Annotated in this window: 16 protein-coding genes and 1 pseudogene; 3 read left to right on the plus strand and 14 right to left on the minus strand. The window is 65.9% G+C overall.

Annotation, left to right across the window (positions count from 1 at the left end; all coding sequences use genetic code 11):
- Window positions 1-3 precede the first annotated feature (3 nt).
- Window positions 4-957, plus strand: coding sequence for a LysR family transcriptional regulator (locus tag ACFWB0_RS12325; RefSeq protein WP_378490722.1), 954 nt, complete (start codon window positions 4-6; stop codon window positions 955-957).
- A gap of 38 nt (window positions 958-995) precedes the next feature.
- On the opposite strand, the gene ACFWB0_RS12330 is transcribed toward ACFWB0_RS12325, so the two are convergent.
- From ACFWB0_RS12330 to ACFWB0_RS12345, 4 genes are read right to left on the minus strand one after another with little or no spacing between them, the layout of a single operon-like run.
- Window positions 996-1685, minus strand: a complete 690-nt coding sequence (locus ACFWB0_RS12330) for an SRPBCC family protein (protein WP_378490723.1) — start codon at window positions 1683-1685, stop codon at window positions 996-998.
- 30 nt (window positions 1686-1715) lie between these two features.
- A complete protein-coding gene (locus ACFWB0_RS12335) occupies window positions 1716-2570 on the minus strand; it encodes an FAD binding domain-containing protein (RefSeq protein ID WP_378490724.1) in 855 nt (284 codons plus the stop codon).
- Window positions 2567-4957, minus strand: coding sequence for a xanthine dehydrogenase family protein molybdopterin-binding subunit (locus ACFWB0_RS12340; protein ID WP_378490725.1), 2391 nt, complete (start codon window positions 4955-4957; stop codon window positions 2567-2569). The genes ACFWB0_RS12335 and ACFWB0_RS12340 overlap by 4 nt, the downstream gene beginning before the upstream one ends.
- On the minus strand, window positions 4954-5439 hold the full coding sequence (locus tag ACFWB0_RS12345) for a (2Fe-2S)-binding protein (RefSeq protein WP_378490726.1): 486 nt from the start codon (window positions 5437-5439) through the stop codon (window positions 4954-4956). Before ACFWB0_RS12345 ends, ACFWB0_RS12340 begins: the two co-directional genes overlap by 4 nt.
- Window positions 5440-5597: 158 nt before the next feature.
- Here ACFWB0_RS12345 and ACFWB0_RS12350 point away from each other — a divergent pair, with 158 nt between their 5' ends.
- Entirely contained in the window at window positions 5598-6410 is an 813-nt protein-coding gene (locus tag ACFWB0_RS12350) for a mycofactocin-coupled SDR family oxidoreductase (protein ID WP_378490727.1), read from the plus strand.
- A 23-nt stretch (window positions 6411-6433) separates the two neighbouring features.
- Here the strand turns inward: ACFWB0_RS12350 and ACFWB0_RS12355 are convergent, their stop codons facing one another.
- The 10 genes and pseudogenes from ACFWB0_RS12355 to ACFWB0_RS12400 form a co-directional block, all read right to left on the minus strand.
- Complete coding sequence (locus tag ACFWB0_RS12355) at window positions 6434-8287, minus strand: plasmid pRiA4b ORF-3 family protein (RefSeq protein ID WP_378490728.1); 1854 nt, start codon at window positions 8285-8287, stop codon at window positions 6434-6436.
- A gap of 45 nt (window positions 8288-8332) precedes the next feature.
- A complete protein-coding gene (locus ACFWB0_RS12360; RefSeq protein ID WP_378490729.1) occupies window positions 8333-9514 on the minus strand; it encodes an XdhC family protein in 1182 nt (393 codons plus the stop codon).
- Window positions 9507-10610 carry a VWA domain-containing protein gene (locus tag ACFWB0_RS12365; protein WP_378490730.1) on the minus strand — a complete coding sequence of 368 codons (1104 nt, stop codon included), beginning with the start codon at window positions 10608-10610 and terminating at the stop codon, window positions 9507-9509. Before ACFWB0_RS12365 ends, ACFWB0_RS12360 begins: the two co-directional genes overlap by 8 nt.
- Window positions 10611-10613: 3 nt before the next feature.
- Window positions 10614-11507: an AAA family ATPase gene (locus ACFWB0_RS12370; protein ID WP_378490731.1), complete on the minus strand. Its 894-nt coding sequence runs from the start codon at window positions 11505-11507 to the stop codon at window positions 10614-10616.
- Window positions 11508-11636: 129 nt separating this feature from the next.
- Window positions 11637-12119 carry a YbjN domain-containing protein gene (locus ACFWB0_RS12375; protein ID WP_378490732.1) on the minus strand — a complete coding sequence of 161 codons (483 nt, stop codon included), beginning with the start codon at window positions 12117-12119 and terminating at the stop codon, window positions 11637-11639.
- A 352-nt stretch (window positions 12120-12471) separates the two neighbouring features.
- A pseudogene (locus ACFWB0_RS12380) lies at window positions 12472-12633 on the minus strand (thioesterase family protein); the annotation flags it as partial.
- A 44-nt stretch (window positions 12634-12677) separates the two neighbouring features.
- On the minus strand, window positions 12678-13055 hold the full coding sequence (locus ACFWB0_RS12385; protein ID WP_378490733.1) for a type II toxin-antitoxin system death-on-curing family toxin: 378 nt from the start codon (window positions 13053-13055) through the stop codon (window positions 12678-12680).
- Complete coding sequence (locus tag ACFWB0_RS12390; protein WP_378490734.1) at window positions 13052-13249, minus strand: plasmid mobilization protein; 198 nt, start codon at window positions 13247-13249, stop codon at window positions 13052-13054. The genes ACFWB0_RS12385 and ACFWB0_RS12390 overlap by 4 nt, the downstream gene beginning before the upstream one ends.
- Before the next feature lie 134 nt (window positions 13250-13383).
- Window positions 13384-14157 carry a thioesterase family protein gene (locus ACFWB0_RS12395; protein WP_378490735.1) on the minus strand — a complete coding sequence of 258 codons (774 nt, stop codon included), beginning with the start codon at window positions 14155-14157 and terminating at the stop codon, window positions 13384-13386.
- Window positions 14158-14189: 32 nt separating this feature from the next.
- The gene (locus tag ACFWB0_RS12400) at window positions 14190-14822 is read right to left on the minus strand and encodes a TetR/AcrR family transcriptional regulator (RefSeq protein ID WP_378490736.1); all 633 of its coding nucleotides are present in this window, start codon (window positions 14820-14822) and stop codon (window positions 14190-14192) included.
- A 102-nt stretch (window positions 14823-14924) separates the two neighbouring features.
- On the opposite strand from ACFWB0_RS12400, the gene ACFWB0_RS12405 reads away from it, so the two are divergent.
- The gene (locus ACFWB0_RS12405; protein WP_378490737.1) at window positions 14925-16535 is read left to right on the plus strand and encodes a carboxyl transferase domain-containing protein; all 1611 of its coding nucleotides are present in this window, start codon (window positions 14925-14927) and stop codon (window positions 16533-16535) included.
- The last annotated feature ends 5 nt before the right edge of the window (window positions 16536-16540 follow it).

Consider the following 16540-nt stretch of genomic DNA (forward strand, 5'->3'; position numbering starts at 1 on the left):
GCGGTGGAACTGCGACGAGTCGATCTGAATCTGCTCGTCGTCCTCGACGTCCTCCTCACCGAATGCAATGTGACGAAGGCCGCTCGCCGGCTGAACATGTCGCAGCCCGCCACCAGCACCGCCCTTGCCCGTCTGCGTAAGCAATTCGACGACCCGCTTCTCGTCAAGAGCGGACGGACACTGCGCCCGACACCGCGTGCACTTGCCCTCGCCGAACCACTACGACGTGTGCTGGTCACCGTGGAGCGGTCGATTCTCACCGTTCCGGAGTTCGATCCGGCGACGGCCGAGCGTGCCTTCACCCTGCTGACCGGGGACTATTCGGAGGTGACGCTGCTGCGGAACCTCCTGAGACGAAACCGCTACCGATCGCACGGCATCAGATTCGACATGCAGCCGCTGTCGGCGGCCGGCTTCGAGGCCTTCCACAGGCATGAGATCGACCTTGCGGTGGTGCCCGAGCAACTTCTCTCCACATCCGAATTCGAACACTGTCGCCGCCGAGTGGTCCTCCACGACCGATACGTCGGGGTCGTGTGGAGCGGCCACCCTTATGCAGGTATCGAACTCACCGCGGATGTGCTCGCGGGCTATCCTCTGCTGTCCTATCTGCAGTACGGCGGCGACATGAGTTTGGGCCGGACCCTGGCCCGGGCCGGGATCGCCACGAGGTCGTCGGCGACGACCACGAACATCGCGGTGTTGCCGTACGTACTCGAAATGACCGACCTCGTGACGATCGTCCCGGAACGGATGGCGCGGCGGATTGCGGGTGTGGCGCAATTACGGATCCTCGAACCGAACTTCTCGCTTCCCGCTGTGCGTGAGTGGGCGGTATGGCACCAGGAGTTCGACGACGACCCCGGACATCATTGGCTGCGTACCGAGCTGTCGGTGATCGCCACACCGGATCTGGCTGCCGGACTTCACACCACACGCCTGGCCGCGGCGACCTGAGGAGTCCCCAGGTACCGCGCCCAGGCGCGTGGTCGTGATCAGTGCGAGCGCTTCCGGCGAATGACCGCCAGGATCAAGACGAGAACTGCGAGGACTCCCACGACCGGCGCGATGCGCTGGATCGCAGATCCGCCCGCGTATTCCATGAGGTCGAGCGGCTCTGCCTCGGGCTGAGCTTTCTTCGGTGCGCTCGAGGGCCGGGGCACGGTGGCGGCCGGAGCGGCCGCGGTTGCGGTACTCGTGCTGCCTGCGGGTGCGGCCGGGGCTTCCTCGGGTTCGGCCGTTGCCGGGCCGAGCTTCTCGGACAAGCACGCCGCGAACTGCTCGAGGATCTTGCCGCCGACGTCGGAGATCATGCCGCGGCCGAACTGCGCGGGTTTGCCCGTGATCGTCATGTCGGTGGTCACGGTGCCGTCGGTGTGGTCGCCTTCGCCGGTGAGCACGATGGTGATGGTCGCGCTCACGGTGCCGTTGCCGCGTGCGTCCTTCGCGTTCGCTTCGATGACTGCCCGCCTGGCCGACTCGTCCTTCTCGACGTAGACGCCGGTGCCCTTGTAGGTGAGCGCGACCGGGCCCAGCTTGACCTTCACCGTGCCGGTGAAGGTATCGCCGTCCGCACCGGTCAGCGTTGCCCCGGGCATACAGGGTGCGACCTTCTCCGGGTCGAGCAGTGCCGCCCAGACCTCATCGACGGGTGCCGGCACGGACAGCTGGTGTTCGAGTTGCATCGGGTCTCTCCTGCGTCGTTTCTGCGGGCCTCAGAGCCCCACAGCGGTCGTCACGGCGCGCCGCGTGAGGACTTCCGCCAGGTGGCTTCGATACTCGGCGTCGGCGTTGCCGTCGGTCATCGGGTCGGTTCCGTCGGCCGCGTGTGCGGCGGCCGACGCGACCGTACCGGCGGTGGCCGCTTGTCCGACGAGTGCTTCCTCGACTGCGCGGGCCCTCACGGGCACCGCCGCCATGTTCGTCAGGGCGACCTTCGCTTGTCGGATCGTGCCATTGTCGGTCTCGATTGTCGCTGCGACACCCACGATCGACCATTGTTGCGCTGCGCGATGGAACTTCTCGTAGCGTGCCGACCACCCGGTGTGCTTGGGAATGCGGATCTCCGCGAGGATTTCGCCGGGCTCCACCGCGGTCGTGAAATAGTCCTGGAAGAAGTCCGGCGCCGCGATGGTGCGCCGGCCGGAAGGGCCGACGACGACGAATTCCGCGTCGAGCGCCAGGGCCGGAGCCGACAGATCTCCCGCAGGGTCGGCGTGCACAAGTGCTCCGCCGAGCGTTCCACGGTGGCGTATCTGCGGATCGGCAACGGTGCCCGTGGCTTCGGCCAGTAACTTCGCGTGTTGTGCGACGAGTGGATCGTGCAGCACCTCGTAGTGTGTGGTGGTCGCGCCGATCACCAGGGTGTCGCCGTCCTCGCGGATCCCCCGCAGATCGGGGACGCGGCCGAGGTCGACGACGGTGGACGGCGCCGCCATCCGGAGTCGCAGCACAGGCATCAGACTCTGGCCCCCGGCCATCACCTTGGCATCCTCACCGGCGTTGTTCAGCGCGGCGACCGCTTCGTCGAGAGTGGTCGGGGCGGTGTACTCGAATTCGGCGGGGATCATCGGTTTCCCTCCTGAGCGGAACGGATCGCGTGCCAGACCCGCATGGGCGTGCACGGCATGTCGATGGATCGAACCCCGAGCGGCCGGAGCGCGTCGAGCACGGAGTTCACCACGGCGGGTGTCGACGCGATCGTGCCCGCCTCGCCGACCCCCTTTACTCCGAGCGGGTTTCCGGGAGCAGGTGTGTTCGTGCGGTCGGTGATGAAATGCGGCAGGTCCACCGCCGTCGGCAGCAGGTATTCGGCGAACGACCCGCTGAGCAGCGTCCCCGTCTCGTCGTGCACGGCCTCCTCGTACAGGGCCTGAGCGATGCCCTGTGCCAGACCGCCGTGCACCTGGCCCTCCACGATCAAGGGGTTCACCACATGTCCGATGTCGTCGACGCACACGTACTTGCGGATGCGTGCATGTCCGGTCTCGGTGTCGACTTCGATGGCGCACAGGTGGGTGCCGTGCGGGAACGAGAAGTTGTCCGGGTCGTAGGTGGCCTCGGAATCGAGATTCGGTTCGACCCCGTCGGGCAGATCGTGTGCGGCGAACACCGCGAGTGCGACGTCGGTCAGCGCAACGGCCTTCTCGGTGCCCTTCACCTTGAATCGACCTTCGGTGAACTCGAGATCGTCCTCGGCACATTCCATCAGGTGCGCCGCGATCGGCCGGGCCTTCGCCACCACCTTCTCGGCGGCCTTGACCACCGCGATACCGCCGACGGCAAGCGAGCGCGACCCGTACGTATCGAGGCCGCGGGGCGACGACTGGGTGTCGCCGTGCAGAATTTCGATGTCGTCGAACGGGATTCCCAGTTGGTCGGCGACGATCTGGCTCCACGCGGTCTCGTGCCCCTGGCCGTGCGACGACGATCCCGTGACCACTTCGACCTTGCCGGTCGGCAGCATGCGGACGGCAGCATGTTCCCATCCGCCTGCGCCGTACGACAGTGATCCCAGTACCCGCGACGGCGCGAGACCGCACATCTCGGTGAATGTCGACACTCCGATGCCGAGTTGCACAGGATCATTCGACTCGCGGCGCTGCGCCTGCTCGCGGCGCAGGCCGTCGTAATCGAACAGTTCGAGGGCCTTCGCGGTGGCCGCCTCGTAGTTGCCCGAATCGTAGGTCAGCCCCGCCACCGAATCGAACGGGAACTCTTCATGCTTGATCCAGTTCTTCTCGCGTATCTCGATCGGATCCATCGACAGTTCGGCAGCGAGTTCGTCCATCATCCGTTCGATCGCGAACGTCGCCTCCGGGCGTCCCGCGCCGCGGTACGCGTCGGTGGGCACCTTGTTGGTGAACACGTTGGTGCAGGTGAAGTGGTAGGAATCGAATTTGTAGATGCCGGTGAACATGAATGCGCCGAGGATCGGCACACCGGGAGTGACGAGACGCAGGTAGGCGCCCATGTCCGCGAGCAATTCGACCTTCATGCCGGTGACGGTGCCATCGCGTCGCGCTGCGAGCGTGAGCTTCTGGATCTGGTCGCGGCCGTGGTGCGCGGCGACCATCGATTCACTGCGGGACTCGGTGTATTTGACGGGCTTGTGGAGTCGGCGCGCGATGAGCAGAGTGAGGACTTCTTCCGGAGTCACCTGCAGCTTGCCGCCGAACCCTCCCCCGACGTCGGGTGCGATCACGCGCAGCTTGTGTTCGGGGATGCCGAGCGACATCGCCAGCATCAGTTTCAGAATGTGCGGCACCTGGGTGGCCGACCACATAGTGATCTGTGTGGCGGTCGGGTCGACGACCACCGAGCGGGGTTCCATGAACGCGGGAATCAGCCGTTGCTGACGGAAGGTGCGTTCGACGAGGACTTCGGCGTCGCGGATCGCGTCCTCGATGTTGCCTCCGCTGCCGGCTTCGGCGGAGTCGAATGTCCATGTGGCGCTGCGGTTGGTTCCGAGATCGGGATGCACTATCTCGGTGTCGGCGGCCGCGTCGGCGAGGTCGAGCACCACCGGAAGGTCCTCGTAGTCGACGTCGATGACGTCGAGCGCATCGTGGGCCTCGTAGGTGGTGCGGGCCACCACGACGGCGACCGCTTCACCGGCGAAGTTGACGGTGTCGACGGCCAGGGATGGCGCGGGTGGAGCTTTTTGGTCTTCAGTGATCGGCCACGCACACGGCAGGCTGCCCTGCTCTTCGGCGAGGTCGGCGCCCGTGTACACGGCGATGACGCCGGGTTGCTTCTTCGCCTCTTCCACATCGATCGCGGTGATACGGGCGTGCGAGAACGGGCTGCGCAGGATCGCGGCGTGCAGCATTCCGGGAAGGACGATGTTGTCGGTCCAGCGGGTCCGGCCGGTGATGAGGTGTTCGTCCTCCTTGCGGCGACGGGACTGCCCGATCTCGGGCTCGGCTCCGCTGGTCCGTGACTCGGTGGTGGTCATCGTGCGTCCTCCGCCGGAGTTGAGTGCATACGACGGGCCGCATCCTGCGCGGCTGCGACGATGTTCTGATATCCCGTGCAGCGACAGAGATTTCCCTCGAGGCCGTGGCGGACCTGTTCTTCGTCGGGGTCGGGGTTCTCGTTCAGCAGGTCGACGGTCGACATGATCATGCCGGGCGTGCAGTACCCGCACTGCAACGCGTGGTTCTCGCGGAAGGCCTCCTGGACCGGGTGGAGGGTGCCGTCCTTCGTGAGTCCTTCGACCGTCGTAACCGCTCTGTCGTCGGCCTGCACGGCGAGCACCGAGCAGGATTTGACGCTCTTGCCGTCCAGCAGGACGGTGCATGCGCCGCAGTTGCTTGTGTCGCACCCGACCACTGTGCCCACCTTGCCGAGTCGTTCTCTCAGGTAGTGGACGAGAAGGAGTCGGGGTTCGACGTCGTCGGTGTAGACCGCTCCGTCGACCGTGACAACGATGCGCATCGGACCTCCCAGTACTTCGTGCAGTCCCGTGATCTGGACCCAGTGATATGGATCACTGCCAGCTTCCTGCATCGCGCGCGTAGAAAGGAGAGGAATGACGGAAATCCTTCGGCGGCACCGACATGGACGACGCGTTTTCGACGACGGAAGGAACCTGCATGGGCCGGCTCGACAACAAGATCGCGTTCATCACCGGAGTCGCCCGAGGTCAGGGCCGTGCGCACGCCGTGCGGCTCGCGAGTGAAGGCGCACAGATCGTCGGTGTCGACCTTGCCGGTCCGCTGCCCGGCGTCCCTTACGATTCCGCGACCCTCGACGACCTCGAGGAGACGAAGCGGCTCGTCGAGGCGGAAGGCGCGAAAGCGCACCTGGTGCAATGCGACGTCCGCGACCTCGACGGCATGAAAGCGGCGGTCGAGGAAGGGGTCGCGCACTTCGGTGGTCTCGACGTGGTGGTCGCCAACGCAGGCATCTGCATCCCGGAGACCTGGGACGAGGTCACTCCCACGAGCTTCCGCGACACCCTCGACATCAACGTCACCGGTGTGTGGAACACGATCACGGCCACCGCACCGCACCTCATCACCCGCGGTGGCGGATCTATCGTCATCACCAGCTCACTCGCCGGTGTCAAGCTGCAGCCGTTCATGGTGCACTACACGACAAGCAAGCATGCGCTCGTCGGCATGGCCCGCGCATGTGCGGCGGAACTCGGGCAGCACGACATCCGCGTCAACAGCATTCATCCCGGTGCTGTGAACACTCCGATGGGTTCGGGAAGCATGCGCGAACGCATCGCGCAGACCGCGGAGTCGAATCCGCGACTGGGTGGCATGACCATGCCGTTCCTGAACCAGTACATGGCGGAGGCCGACGAGATCTCGAACATGGTCGCGTTCCTCGCCTCCGACGAATCGGCGTTCGTCACCGCCCAGAGTCTCGCGATCGACGGCGGAGCCCAGTACTTCTAGGAATCTCGCCGTCGCGGGTGTGCCTACCCGAACAGCCGCTCCAACCGCTCGTTCGGCCCGTCGGTATCGAACGCCTTCGGATCGATCCGCTCCCCGGGATTCAACCCGAGCCACTCGCGCATCTGTTCATGGTCGTCTGCGGCCGGGTCGTCGATGGCTGCGACGATCTGCGCCCAACCCCATGGCCCGCCGCTGTCCTCGGCCGGCGCCATTCCACGCCCTCCGGTGCACACTGCGCGCGGCGCCTCGGGGTCTACGTCGCCGATCGCCTCGACCACGATCTCGTGTGTCCAGCTGTCTCCGAAGTCGTACTCGTACGTCAGCTTCGCCCCCACCTTCGGGAGTGCGGTGGCCACGGCGACGGTCTCCTCCGCGACGACATCATGGAACATATCGGCGAAATCGGAATCCATCTGGTGGTCGGGGAGATATGCCCGACCGGCTCCCCGCTTCGCACCGTCCGTGTACATGTGCAGATGACTGTCGTCCCAATCGAAGCACGCCTGGATGATGTCGTGCAGACAGCACAGTGGCAGTCCACTATCGACGACGACACGTCTCCACACCGGTGGCTTCATACCGCTGAGTGACACTTTCACGGTGTAGGAAAGTCCCGGTTCGGGCTCGATGTCGTCGAAGTCGATGTCGCCGAGGAGGACAGTAAGCGCTTGGTGCACAGCGGGCTTCAATGGTTCGGGAACGCGATAGGTGCCGTCGGTGATGTCGAAGAATCCATCCGCCACCATGGACTCGGCACGCGTGTCGGCCACCAGGTCGAGAAGGGAGAGCAGTCCCTCCGGTGCCGTTTCGAACACCGCGCGGCGTTCGTCCGCATCACACGGTACGGGTTGGTCGCCGGATCCCGCCGCAAAGAGAATCGTGATCGCCTGGTCGATCATCTGAAAGTACGCGCCCAGCCGGCTCTCGTTGCGCGTGGACAGGCTCGCGACGATCCATCCGGACACCACGTTTCGGCAGGAGTCGAGGAATGCGTTGCCGTTCACCGGACGGTGCCAGAGCGTCGCGGTCGGCCCCGGCGTGACAACGGTGGAGTTGCTCGTGAGAAGGCCGGTGTCGTGTGCGACCGTCCAGGCCTCCGACAATCCCGCGACGTCCCACATGGACCGCACCGACCGGGTGCCGTCCGCGCCGGCCGGGTCGTCGAACAGCCCGGGAGCGTTCGAGCGCTGGACAGAGGTGGTCACGGAATGACCGAACAGGGCGGCGGCTTCCGGCACCGCGGCGAGCTTCAGAGCGCCTGTGGACGTGATGGGCCGCGAGGTGCCGACCCAGTCCACCAACGCCTCCATCCTCTTCACGAGTGGCATCTCGGTCAGGGCGGCGAGCTCGACGGCAGGTTCCACCTCGGGAACGGGAATGTCGAGGATCGACGGGCCCGTGCCGTCCCTGTCCACATACTCACCGATCCGTTCGATGCACGACGTGTAGTCGTCGTCCGAACCCGTCCAGAATCCGGATTCGCTGAGGAACAGCAGATATGCGGCGACTTCGCTCACGATCAGCAGACGGGCCTCGTCGCTGGCGACGACACGGTCACTCAGCAGAACCACGTCGATCAGATGGTCGACGTCCGATCCCCGCCAGGCAGTCGCCGAGAATCCCGGGGTCTCCTCCGCGAGCGTGTCCACAGCCTGGGCGACACTGGCGATCAACTCCCCGGCTCTCTGATCGTCGAGGACTGTCTCGGTGTCGAGTAACCAGGTATGGAATTCGGCAGTGATCCGGGTGTACTCGTCCAGAGCGGTCCGCCTGAAACGTTCGGTCAGCGAAATGACCGCAGCCCGGTCCCGCTGCCGCCGCTTCTTGGTCTTCTCCGCGCGCTTCCGGCCGCGCGAACCGCCGTTCTTGTTGGACATGTCTGGCAAGCGGTCCCTTCGTCTTCTGTGTCGGCCGGCGTGACTTCAGGCCGGATCGGGCTCGGTCGATCCATGACCGGAGGACTGGCCGGCCGGATACTGCGCCAACTCCTCGTGAGTGTGGATCGGTCCACCGCGGTCCGCGAGGCGTTGCCCACCCCCACCCCATCGCAGGGCGATGATCTCGGCGCCGATCGACACCGCGGTCTCCTCGGGAGTGCGGGCACCGAGGTCGAGGCCGATCGGCGAACTCAGCTTGGCGATCTCCTCGTCGGTGATACCGATGTCGCGCAGGCGGGCCAGTCTGTCGTCGTGCGTGCGGCGCGACCCCATGGCTCCCACATAGGCGACGTCGATCCGCAAGGCCACCTCGAGGAGCGGCACGTCGAACTTGGGATCGTGGGTGAGCACCGCGATCACGGTGCGTTTGTCCACGCGGCCGGCCTCGTGTTCGGCGGCGAGATAACGGTGCGGCCAATCGACGACGACCTCGTCGGCTGCGGGAAAACGTGCGTGTGTCGCAAATACGCCGCGCGCGTCGCACACCGTCACCCGGTAGCCGAGGAACGAACCGAGCGTGGCCATCGCGGCGGCGAAATCGATCGCGCCGAACACGAGCAGCCGGGGCCGCGGTTGGAAGGCATTGACGAACACGGACATTCCTTCGCCGCGTCGCTGTCCGTCGGGTCCGTAGTGCAGGGTTCCGGAGCGGCCCACGTCGAGCAGGCCGCGCGCGTCATCCGTGATGGCGTCGGTCATGCGGGCCGACGCGAGTTCGCCGTCCGTCCGTTCCGGCCACACCGTCATGCGTCGTCCGACCACGGCGGGATCGGGGTGCTCGGTGACGGTGGCGATCGCGACGGGCTCGCCCGCGTGGATCGAGTCGATGACCCCGCCGAGCGCGGTGAATTCTGCGGGGTCGATGCGTTCGACGAAGACGTCGATGATGCCGCCGCAGGTGAGGCCGACCGCGAAGGCGTCGTCGTCGGAGACTCCGTACCGCTGCAGGACCGCGTTGCCGTCGCCGATGACGTCCTGTGCGAGTTCGTAGACGGCGCCCTCCACACATCCTCCCGACACGCTGCCCGTGACGGTGCCGTCGCCGGCGACGAGCATCGAGGCGCCGGCGTCGCGTGGGGCGGACCGGAACGTCGAGACCACTGTGCCCAGGGCGACGGTTTCTCCGGCGCGGTAGCGGCGCTCGAGTTCGTCGAGAACATCACGCACGGTGGACCTCCTTCAACAGTTTCTCCAACGTCGCAAGGCTGTGCCCGGCGAGCAGTCGGTCGAGATGCGGGAGTGCGGCGGAGATCCCCGACTGGATGGGTTCGTAGCCGTCGGCGCCCGCATGGGGGTTGACCCACAGTACGGCGTGGGCGAGTCGGCGCAAGTGTGCCATCTGCTCGGCGAGCAGTGAGGTATCGCCGCGTTCCCAGCCGTCCGAGAAGATGACGACGACAGCGCCGCGCGCCACGCCACGTCGACCCCAGCGGTCGAGGAACGCACGCAACGTGTCGCCGAGACGTGTGCCGCCCGCCCAGTCGGGGACGGTGTTCGATGCCGCGGCCAGCGCGCGTTCGGGGTCGCGGGCGCGCAGTGCGCGCGTCAGGCGGGTCATGCGGGTGCCGAGGGAGAACACTTCGGTGGCCGACGGGTTGCTGCGGGTGACGACATGCGCGAATCGCAGCAGCGCGTCGGCGTACGGGCTCATGGATCCGGATACGTCGATCAGCAGCACCACCCGGCGGGGACGGGTCGCGCGGTGGTGTCGGGCGGGTCGGACGGTTTCGCCGCCCGCGGCGAGCATGGCTCGCAGGGTGCGTCGTGGGTCGACGGGGCCGCGTCGCGACGGTCGTAGTCGTGCTGCCGGTCGCCGCGGTGGACGGGGTTTCAGCAGTGTGAGCATCTCGTCGAGGTGTGCGCGTTCGGCGGGGGTGAGTTCGGCGATGTCGCGGTGCCGCAGGATCTCGGTGTCGTCGGCCGCGACCTGGAGTCGCGGTGAGTCGTCGCCTCCGGTGTCGGATCCGTCAGGTGCGGTGAGTGCGGCGACCGTCGCGGTGCGTTGTTGTTGTCCGGTGGTGCGGGAGAGGACGGGAAGTTCGCCGCCGAACCAGGCTTCGAAGGCGAGGTCGTAGCGGGGAAGGTCGTCGGGGTCGCGGCAGAGGGTCGCGCGGCCTGCCCAGTACACCTGGGTCGGGTCGCTCGCGTCCACTTCTCGGAGGGCACGGACGTAGGTGTGGGTGGAGTCGAGCGCGACCGGGAGTCCGGCCTCTTCGAGGGCTCGCGCGAACCCTGCGACGCCGACGAGCGCTCCGCCGCCCATGTTTCAGCCTGCCAGGAGGCGGTCGAGACCGGCGCGCGCGACCCGTTCGAGGTCTTCGCGATATTTCAGGACTGCGCCGAGGGTTGCGGCGGCAGTCGCGGTGTCGAGGACGTCGCGGTCGAGTTCGATCAGAGCTCGTGCCCAGTCGAGGGATTCGGCGACACCCGGCGGTTTGAGCAGGTCTGCGTCGCGGAGGGCGTGGACGGCACGGGCGATCTGTTCGGCCAGCGCGGCGTCGATGCCGGGTAGGCGGCGGCGCAGGATCGCGATCTCGCGTTCGAGGCCGGGGTGTTCGACCCAGTGGTACAGGCAGCGACGTTTGAGGGCGTCGTGTACCTCGCGCGTGCGGTTGGAGGTGAGCACGACGAGGGGTGGAACACTGGCCCGGATCTCCCCGAGTTCGGGAATGGTCACGGCGTTTTCGTCGAGGACCTGCAGCAGGAACGCTTCGAATTCGTCGTCTGCGCGGTCGATTTCGTCGATGAGCAGGACGCACGGAGCGTCGGTGAGGGCTTGCAGCAGTGGGCGGGTGAGCAGGAATCGTTCGGTGTAGAGGGAACGTTCGGCGGTGTCGGCGTCGAACGTTCCCTCGCTCGCGGCCTCGAGGGTGCGCAGGTGCAACAGTTGGCGGGGGAAATCCCAGTCGTACAACGCCTGCGACGCATCGATGCCCTCGTGACACTGCAGCCGGATCAGCGGCAGGTCCAATGCCTCGGCGAGCGCCACGGCGAGCGAGGTCTTTCCTGTGCCGGGCTCCCCTTCGCAGAACAGGGGCCTGCCCATGCGCAGCGCGAGGAACGCTGCCATCGCGACGCCGTCGTCGGCGAGGTATCCGGTCGATTCGAGTGCGGCGGCCAGGTCTTCCGGGGACCGCATCTCCACCGTCATGTCTGCCATTCAGCGAGCCTACCCAGCGCGCGAGCCCATCGAGCGAATGATTCCTTGGATCGGTCCACTCCAGTGGATGGGCAGGGTTCGATCGATTGCTGTGAACAAGTCACGTCGTCCACAGATCGGCGTGGGCCGTCACTCCTGGAGCCGGTGCTTCTCCCATGCCTCGGGGAACGTCTCGTTGAGATGCTCGAAGAAGGTCATGCTCGTGTCGACAGCGCCGGCGAGATGCTGCAGGAGCTGGTCGTCGGTCAAACCATGCTCGTAGTCGACATTGAGTTCGGTGTTGAGGCGCACCTTGCCCTCGTCGTCACGTCCGACATAGGTTTTCGGCCAGAGCCTTTCGGCGTTCCACTCGTTGCAGACCTCGAGAGCCCGGAGGTAGTCGGAGTCGTCGAGCGTGCCCAGCCAGAAACCGCGCACGCACAACAACTCTCCGTTGTTGCCGTTGACGAAGAAGTAGAAGGATCCGTACTCCCAGGTGCCTGAGACGTCGCCGTCGGTGTCGACACTGTACGACCAGCTTTCCTGCTCCAGCGTCCTCTTGATCCGGTCCGGTGAGAGCGGGGTGAGGCGGCTTCCGAGGCCGGGTACCGCGTCCTTCGTGAAAAAGCCCATGGTGTGTTCTCCTGGATCGGCCCGAATGCAAGTCGCACGGATAGTTGTAGCGGGAGCCACCGACGCGTACGCATCCGGTACCGCGATAGCGATGATCGGCAGGAGCTTCGGGACAGTACGGGAGACGTTGGAGTGGAAAAGAGTTCAGTTCGGGCGGACGGTGAGGATCTGCGACATGGTGCCGATCGGGCCGTAGATGTCGTGCAGAACGCTGCTGGTCAGGCCGAGGCCGTCGGCCCCGAACGACACGGTGGTAACGACGCCCGCAGCCGCACGGCGGCGCGGCCGCTGTGCTGAGTATTGCCTCGACGAGTTCGATGGTGCGTCCGGGGCGCAGGACGGTCACCTCGACGTCCATGTCGCCGATCGGCAGGACCCCGAGGATGTCGTAGGACAGGCGGCCGATCACCAGACCGTCGTCGCGCCGTGCGTCACGGTCGCATTCGACGACGTGCGCGAGCAGCCCGAATGCGGGTGCGATGTGCTGTTCTTCGATGTTCCATGCGCCACCCACATGCTCGGTTGCGCGGAAGGAATTCGATCCGTTCGAAGTTTGGCTCAGGCCACGAACGATGTGAGGGCAGTCGCGATGGCATCGACATCGTGGGCACCGGTCGCGACGTCGTTCATCAACAACTCGGCGGCATCGACATCGAATCCGCGACGTAAGCGGATGCCGTTGTATCCGAGAAAAAGCCAGGCTGCGGCCCATGCTGTGCGCTTGTTGCCGTCGATCAGTGAATGGTTGCGGGCGAGTGAGTGGAGAAGCGCGGCTGCCTTCTCGAACACAGTCGGGTAGGCATCGAGGCCGAATACCGTGCTCCGGGGACGTGCGATGGCCGCATCGAGCAGACCCATCTCCCGGACAGCAGGAGATCCGTTGTTGATTCGGGCCGCGATCGTGAGGAGGTCGTCACGATCGAGGTAGACCGTCATGCCAGCCGGTCGTTCAGTTCAGCGGACTTGTCGAAGATGTCGGTCAGCAGCGCGTCCCGCAGATGCTTCCGGGAGCTGGCCGCGTCGAGCGCGACGTTGCGCACGAACGCCTTGAGCGAGACCCCTTCGCGCTCCGCTGCCTCGCGAATCAGGCTCTGTTCGTCTTCGGTGAACTGGATATTCAGGGCAGGCATTACCTCATGGTACCGGTTCAGGTACCGGAAACGGCACCCAATTGTTGTATGGACGGACGTACGCCCACCGAATTCGTCCCGTGAGGATCACCTTCCGCCGCGGACTTGCGAGTGTGCCTGCCCAGGGCAGGCGATCAGGCTCCGGGACGCACCGTGAGGATCTGCGACATCGTGCCGATCGGGCCGTAGATGTCGTGCAGAACGCTGCTGGTCAGGCCGAGGCCGTCGGCCCCGAACGACACGGTGGTGTCGAAACCGACCCACTCGCCCTGCGGCTGCCTGAACAGGTGTGCGGTGAGATCGAGGTTGGGAAACGCGACGCTCTTCGGATCGGCACGCACGGTCATGCCGTTGGAGATGTCGAAGAGCCGGACGGCAAGGGCGAGGTCGCTGACCTTCTCGTCGGCGAGCAGCGGAATCGGGGAGCGCGCCCAGAACGATGCCCGCCCCGGCTCGACCTGAGCGCGTCGAACTTCTACGGATTCGATGAACCCGCCGGGCCACACCTCCGACGCGTCCCACGGTTCGTGTTCGTCGGGTGGGGCGATGCGCGGCAGGGTGGTCGCTTCGAGTGTGTCGGTGGCGCCGGGCGCCATGAGCCACGCCCGCAGTCGCACGGCGGCGCGGCCGCTGTGGCTGAGTATTGCCTCGACGAGTTCGATGGTGCGTCCGGGGCGCAGGACGGTCACCTCGACGTCCATGTCGCCGATCGGCAGGACCCCGAGGATGTCGTAGGACAGGCGGCCGATCACCAGACCGTCGTCGCGCCGCGCGTCACGGTCGCATTCGACGACGTGCGCGAGCAGCCCGAATGCGGGTGCGATGTGTTGTTCCTCGATGTTCCATGCGCCACCCACATGCTCGGTTGCGCGGAAGGAATTCGATCCGGTGCGTTCGAAGTACGTCATGCTCCCTGTCCTACTGGGGTTCTGCTTGGGTCCTACTGGGTGCTTACTGGGTCCTGATGTGTGGAATCGAGTGCTGCGAGCGCCATCCGTCGCAGTACGGTGCGGGTGCTGTGCGGTGAGCGTGGATCGGCACTGTGCGGGGTGGAGTTGATGAGCCCGAAGGTCGCATGCGCCATGGTGCGGGCGTCGGTTTCGGCGAGTGCCGGATCGATGCGGCACAACACACCCACCCAGATCTCGACGTAGCGGCGCTGCAGGGTGCGCACTTGGCGCCGCCCGTCCTCGGTGAGTGAGTGCAGTTCGCGATCCTGGACGCGGATGAGGTCCTGCTCGCCCAAGGCGAAGTCGAGGTGGAAGTCGACGAGGCCCTCGAGCGTGTCGTGGGGATCGGAGGTGCTCGCTGCGACCGCGGTGCCGCCCGCGAACAGTCGTCGGCTGATGTCGACGAGGATCTCGACCAGCAACGCATCTTTGTTGGGGAAATGCCGGTAGACGGCGGGCCCGCTGATGCCGACGGCGGCGCCGAGGTCTTCGAGGCGTACACCGGTGAAGCCGCGTTCGGCGATCAGGCGCGCTGCCGCGACGAGCAGTTGTCGTCGGCGCTCGGCCTTGGCCTGCGACCGCGGCGTCAGCATGGGGGACTCCACTTCGACTGCCTCGTTCATGCGGGACTCCACTGGTCTGGACAACATCGGGGTATGGACAACTCGGTTAATGGTAACTAACCTAGTTTTTCAGTTAATGGTGATTAGGTCAATCAACCGAGGATGGTAACCGTGACAACCGCTCACGCGCTCTCGAAAACCAGCCGTGACCAGCATGAACAATTGGTCGGAGACCTCCGGGAGAAGCTTGCCGCGGCAGCCCTCGGCGGAAACGAAAAGTCCCGTGAACGCCATGTCGCGCGAGGGAAACTGCTCCCCCGCGACCGTGTCGACGAACTTCTCGACACCGGAAGCCCGTTCCTCGAGCTATCCCCGCTCGCCGCGAACGGCATGTACGACGACGAGTGCCCCGGCGCCGGCGTCATCACCGGTATCGGCCGAGTGTCCGGCCGCGAGTGCGTGATCGTCGCGAACGATGCCACCGTCAAGGGTGGCACCTACTACCCGGTCACCGTGAAGAAGCACCTGCGCGCGCAGGAAGTGGCGCTGCAGAACAACCTGCCGTGCATTTACCTCGTCGACTCCGGCGGAGCCTTTCTGCCCCGGCAGGACGAGGTCTTCCCCGACCGCGAACACTTCGGACGAATCTTCTACAACCAGGCCACCATGAGCGCCCAGGGGATCCCGCAGATCGCCGCGGTTCTCGGCTCGTGCACCGCAGGCGGCGCCTACGTGCCGGCGATGAGCGACGAGGCCGTGATCGTCCGCAACCAGGGCACCATCTTCCTCGGCGGCCCGCCGCTGGTGAAGGCCGCGACCGGTGAAGTGGTCACCGCAGAAGAACTCGGCGGCGGCGACCTGCATTCGAAGGTTTCCGGCGTCACCGATCACCTCGCCGAGGACGACCGCGACGCACTGCGCATCGTGCGCAACATCATCTCTACTCTCGGACCGCGCAGCCCGCGCCCGTGGGACGTCGCACCGACCGTCGAACCCGACACCGACCCGGCCGAACTCTACGACGTCGTCCCCACCGATTCACGCACCCCCTACGACGTGCGCGAGGTCATCTCCCGGGTGGTCGACGGCGCCGGCCATGGATCCAGCTCCTTCCACGAGTTCAAGGCCGAGTACGGCAAGACGCTGGTCACCGGATTTGCGCGCATCCATGGTCACCCCGTCGGCATCGTCGCCAACAACGGCGTGCTGTTCGGCGAATCTGCCCTCAAGGGAGCGCATTTCATCGAACTGTGCGACAAGCGTTCCGTTCCGCTGCTGTTCCTGCAGAACATCTCCGGATTCATGGTCGGCCGCGACTACGAGGCCGCAGGCATCGCCAAGCACGGCGCGAAGATGGTCACCGCCGTCGCCTGCGCCCGGGTTCCCAAGCTCACCGTCGTCGTCGGCGGCTCTTACGGCGCAGGCAACTACTCGATGTGCGGTCGCGCGTATTCGCCTCGCTTCCTGTGGATGTGGCCCAACGCCCGCATTTCGGTGATGGGCGGCGAGCAGGCCGCATCGGTCCTCGCGACCGTGCGCTCCGATCAGCTCGATGCGTCGGGCAAGCCGTGGTCGGCCGAGGACGAAGAAGCGTTCAAAGCCCCGATCCGCGAGCAGTACGAAGACCAGGGCAACCCCTACTACTCCACCGCTCGGTTGTGGGACGACGGCATCATCGACCCCGCCGACACCAGAAAAGTTCTCGGACTGGCACTCTCGACGTGCGCGAACGCGCCGCTCGAGCCGGTCTCCTACGGCGTCTTCCGGATGTGAGCGAC

The sequence above is a fragment of the Rhodococcus sp. NPDC060086 genome (genome assembly GCF_042730275.1).
GTDB lineage: Bacteria > Actinomycetota > Actinomycetes > Mycobacteriales > Mycobacteriaceae > Rhodococcus.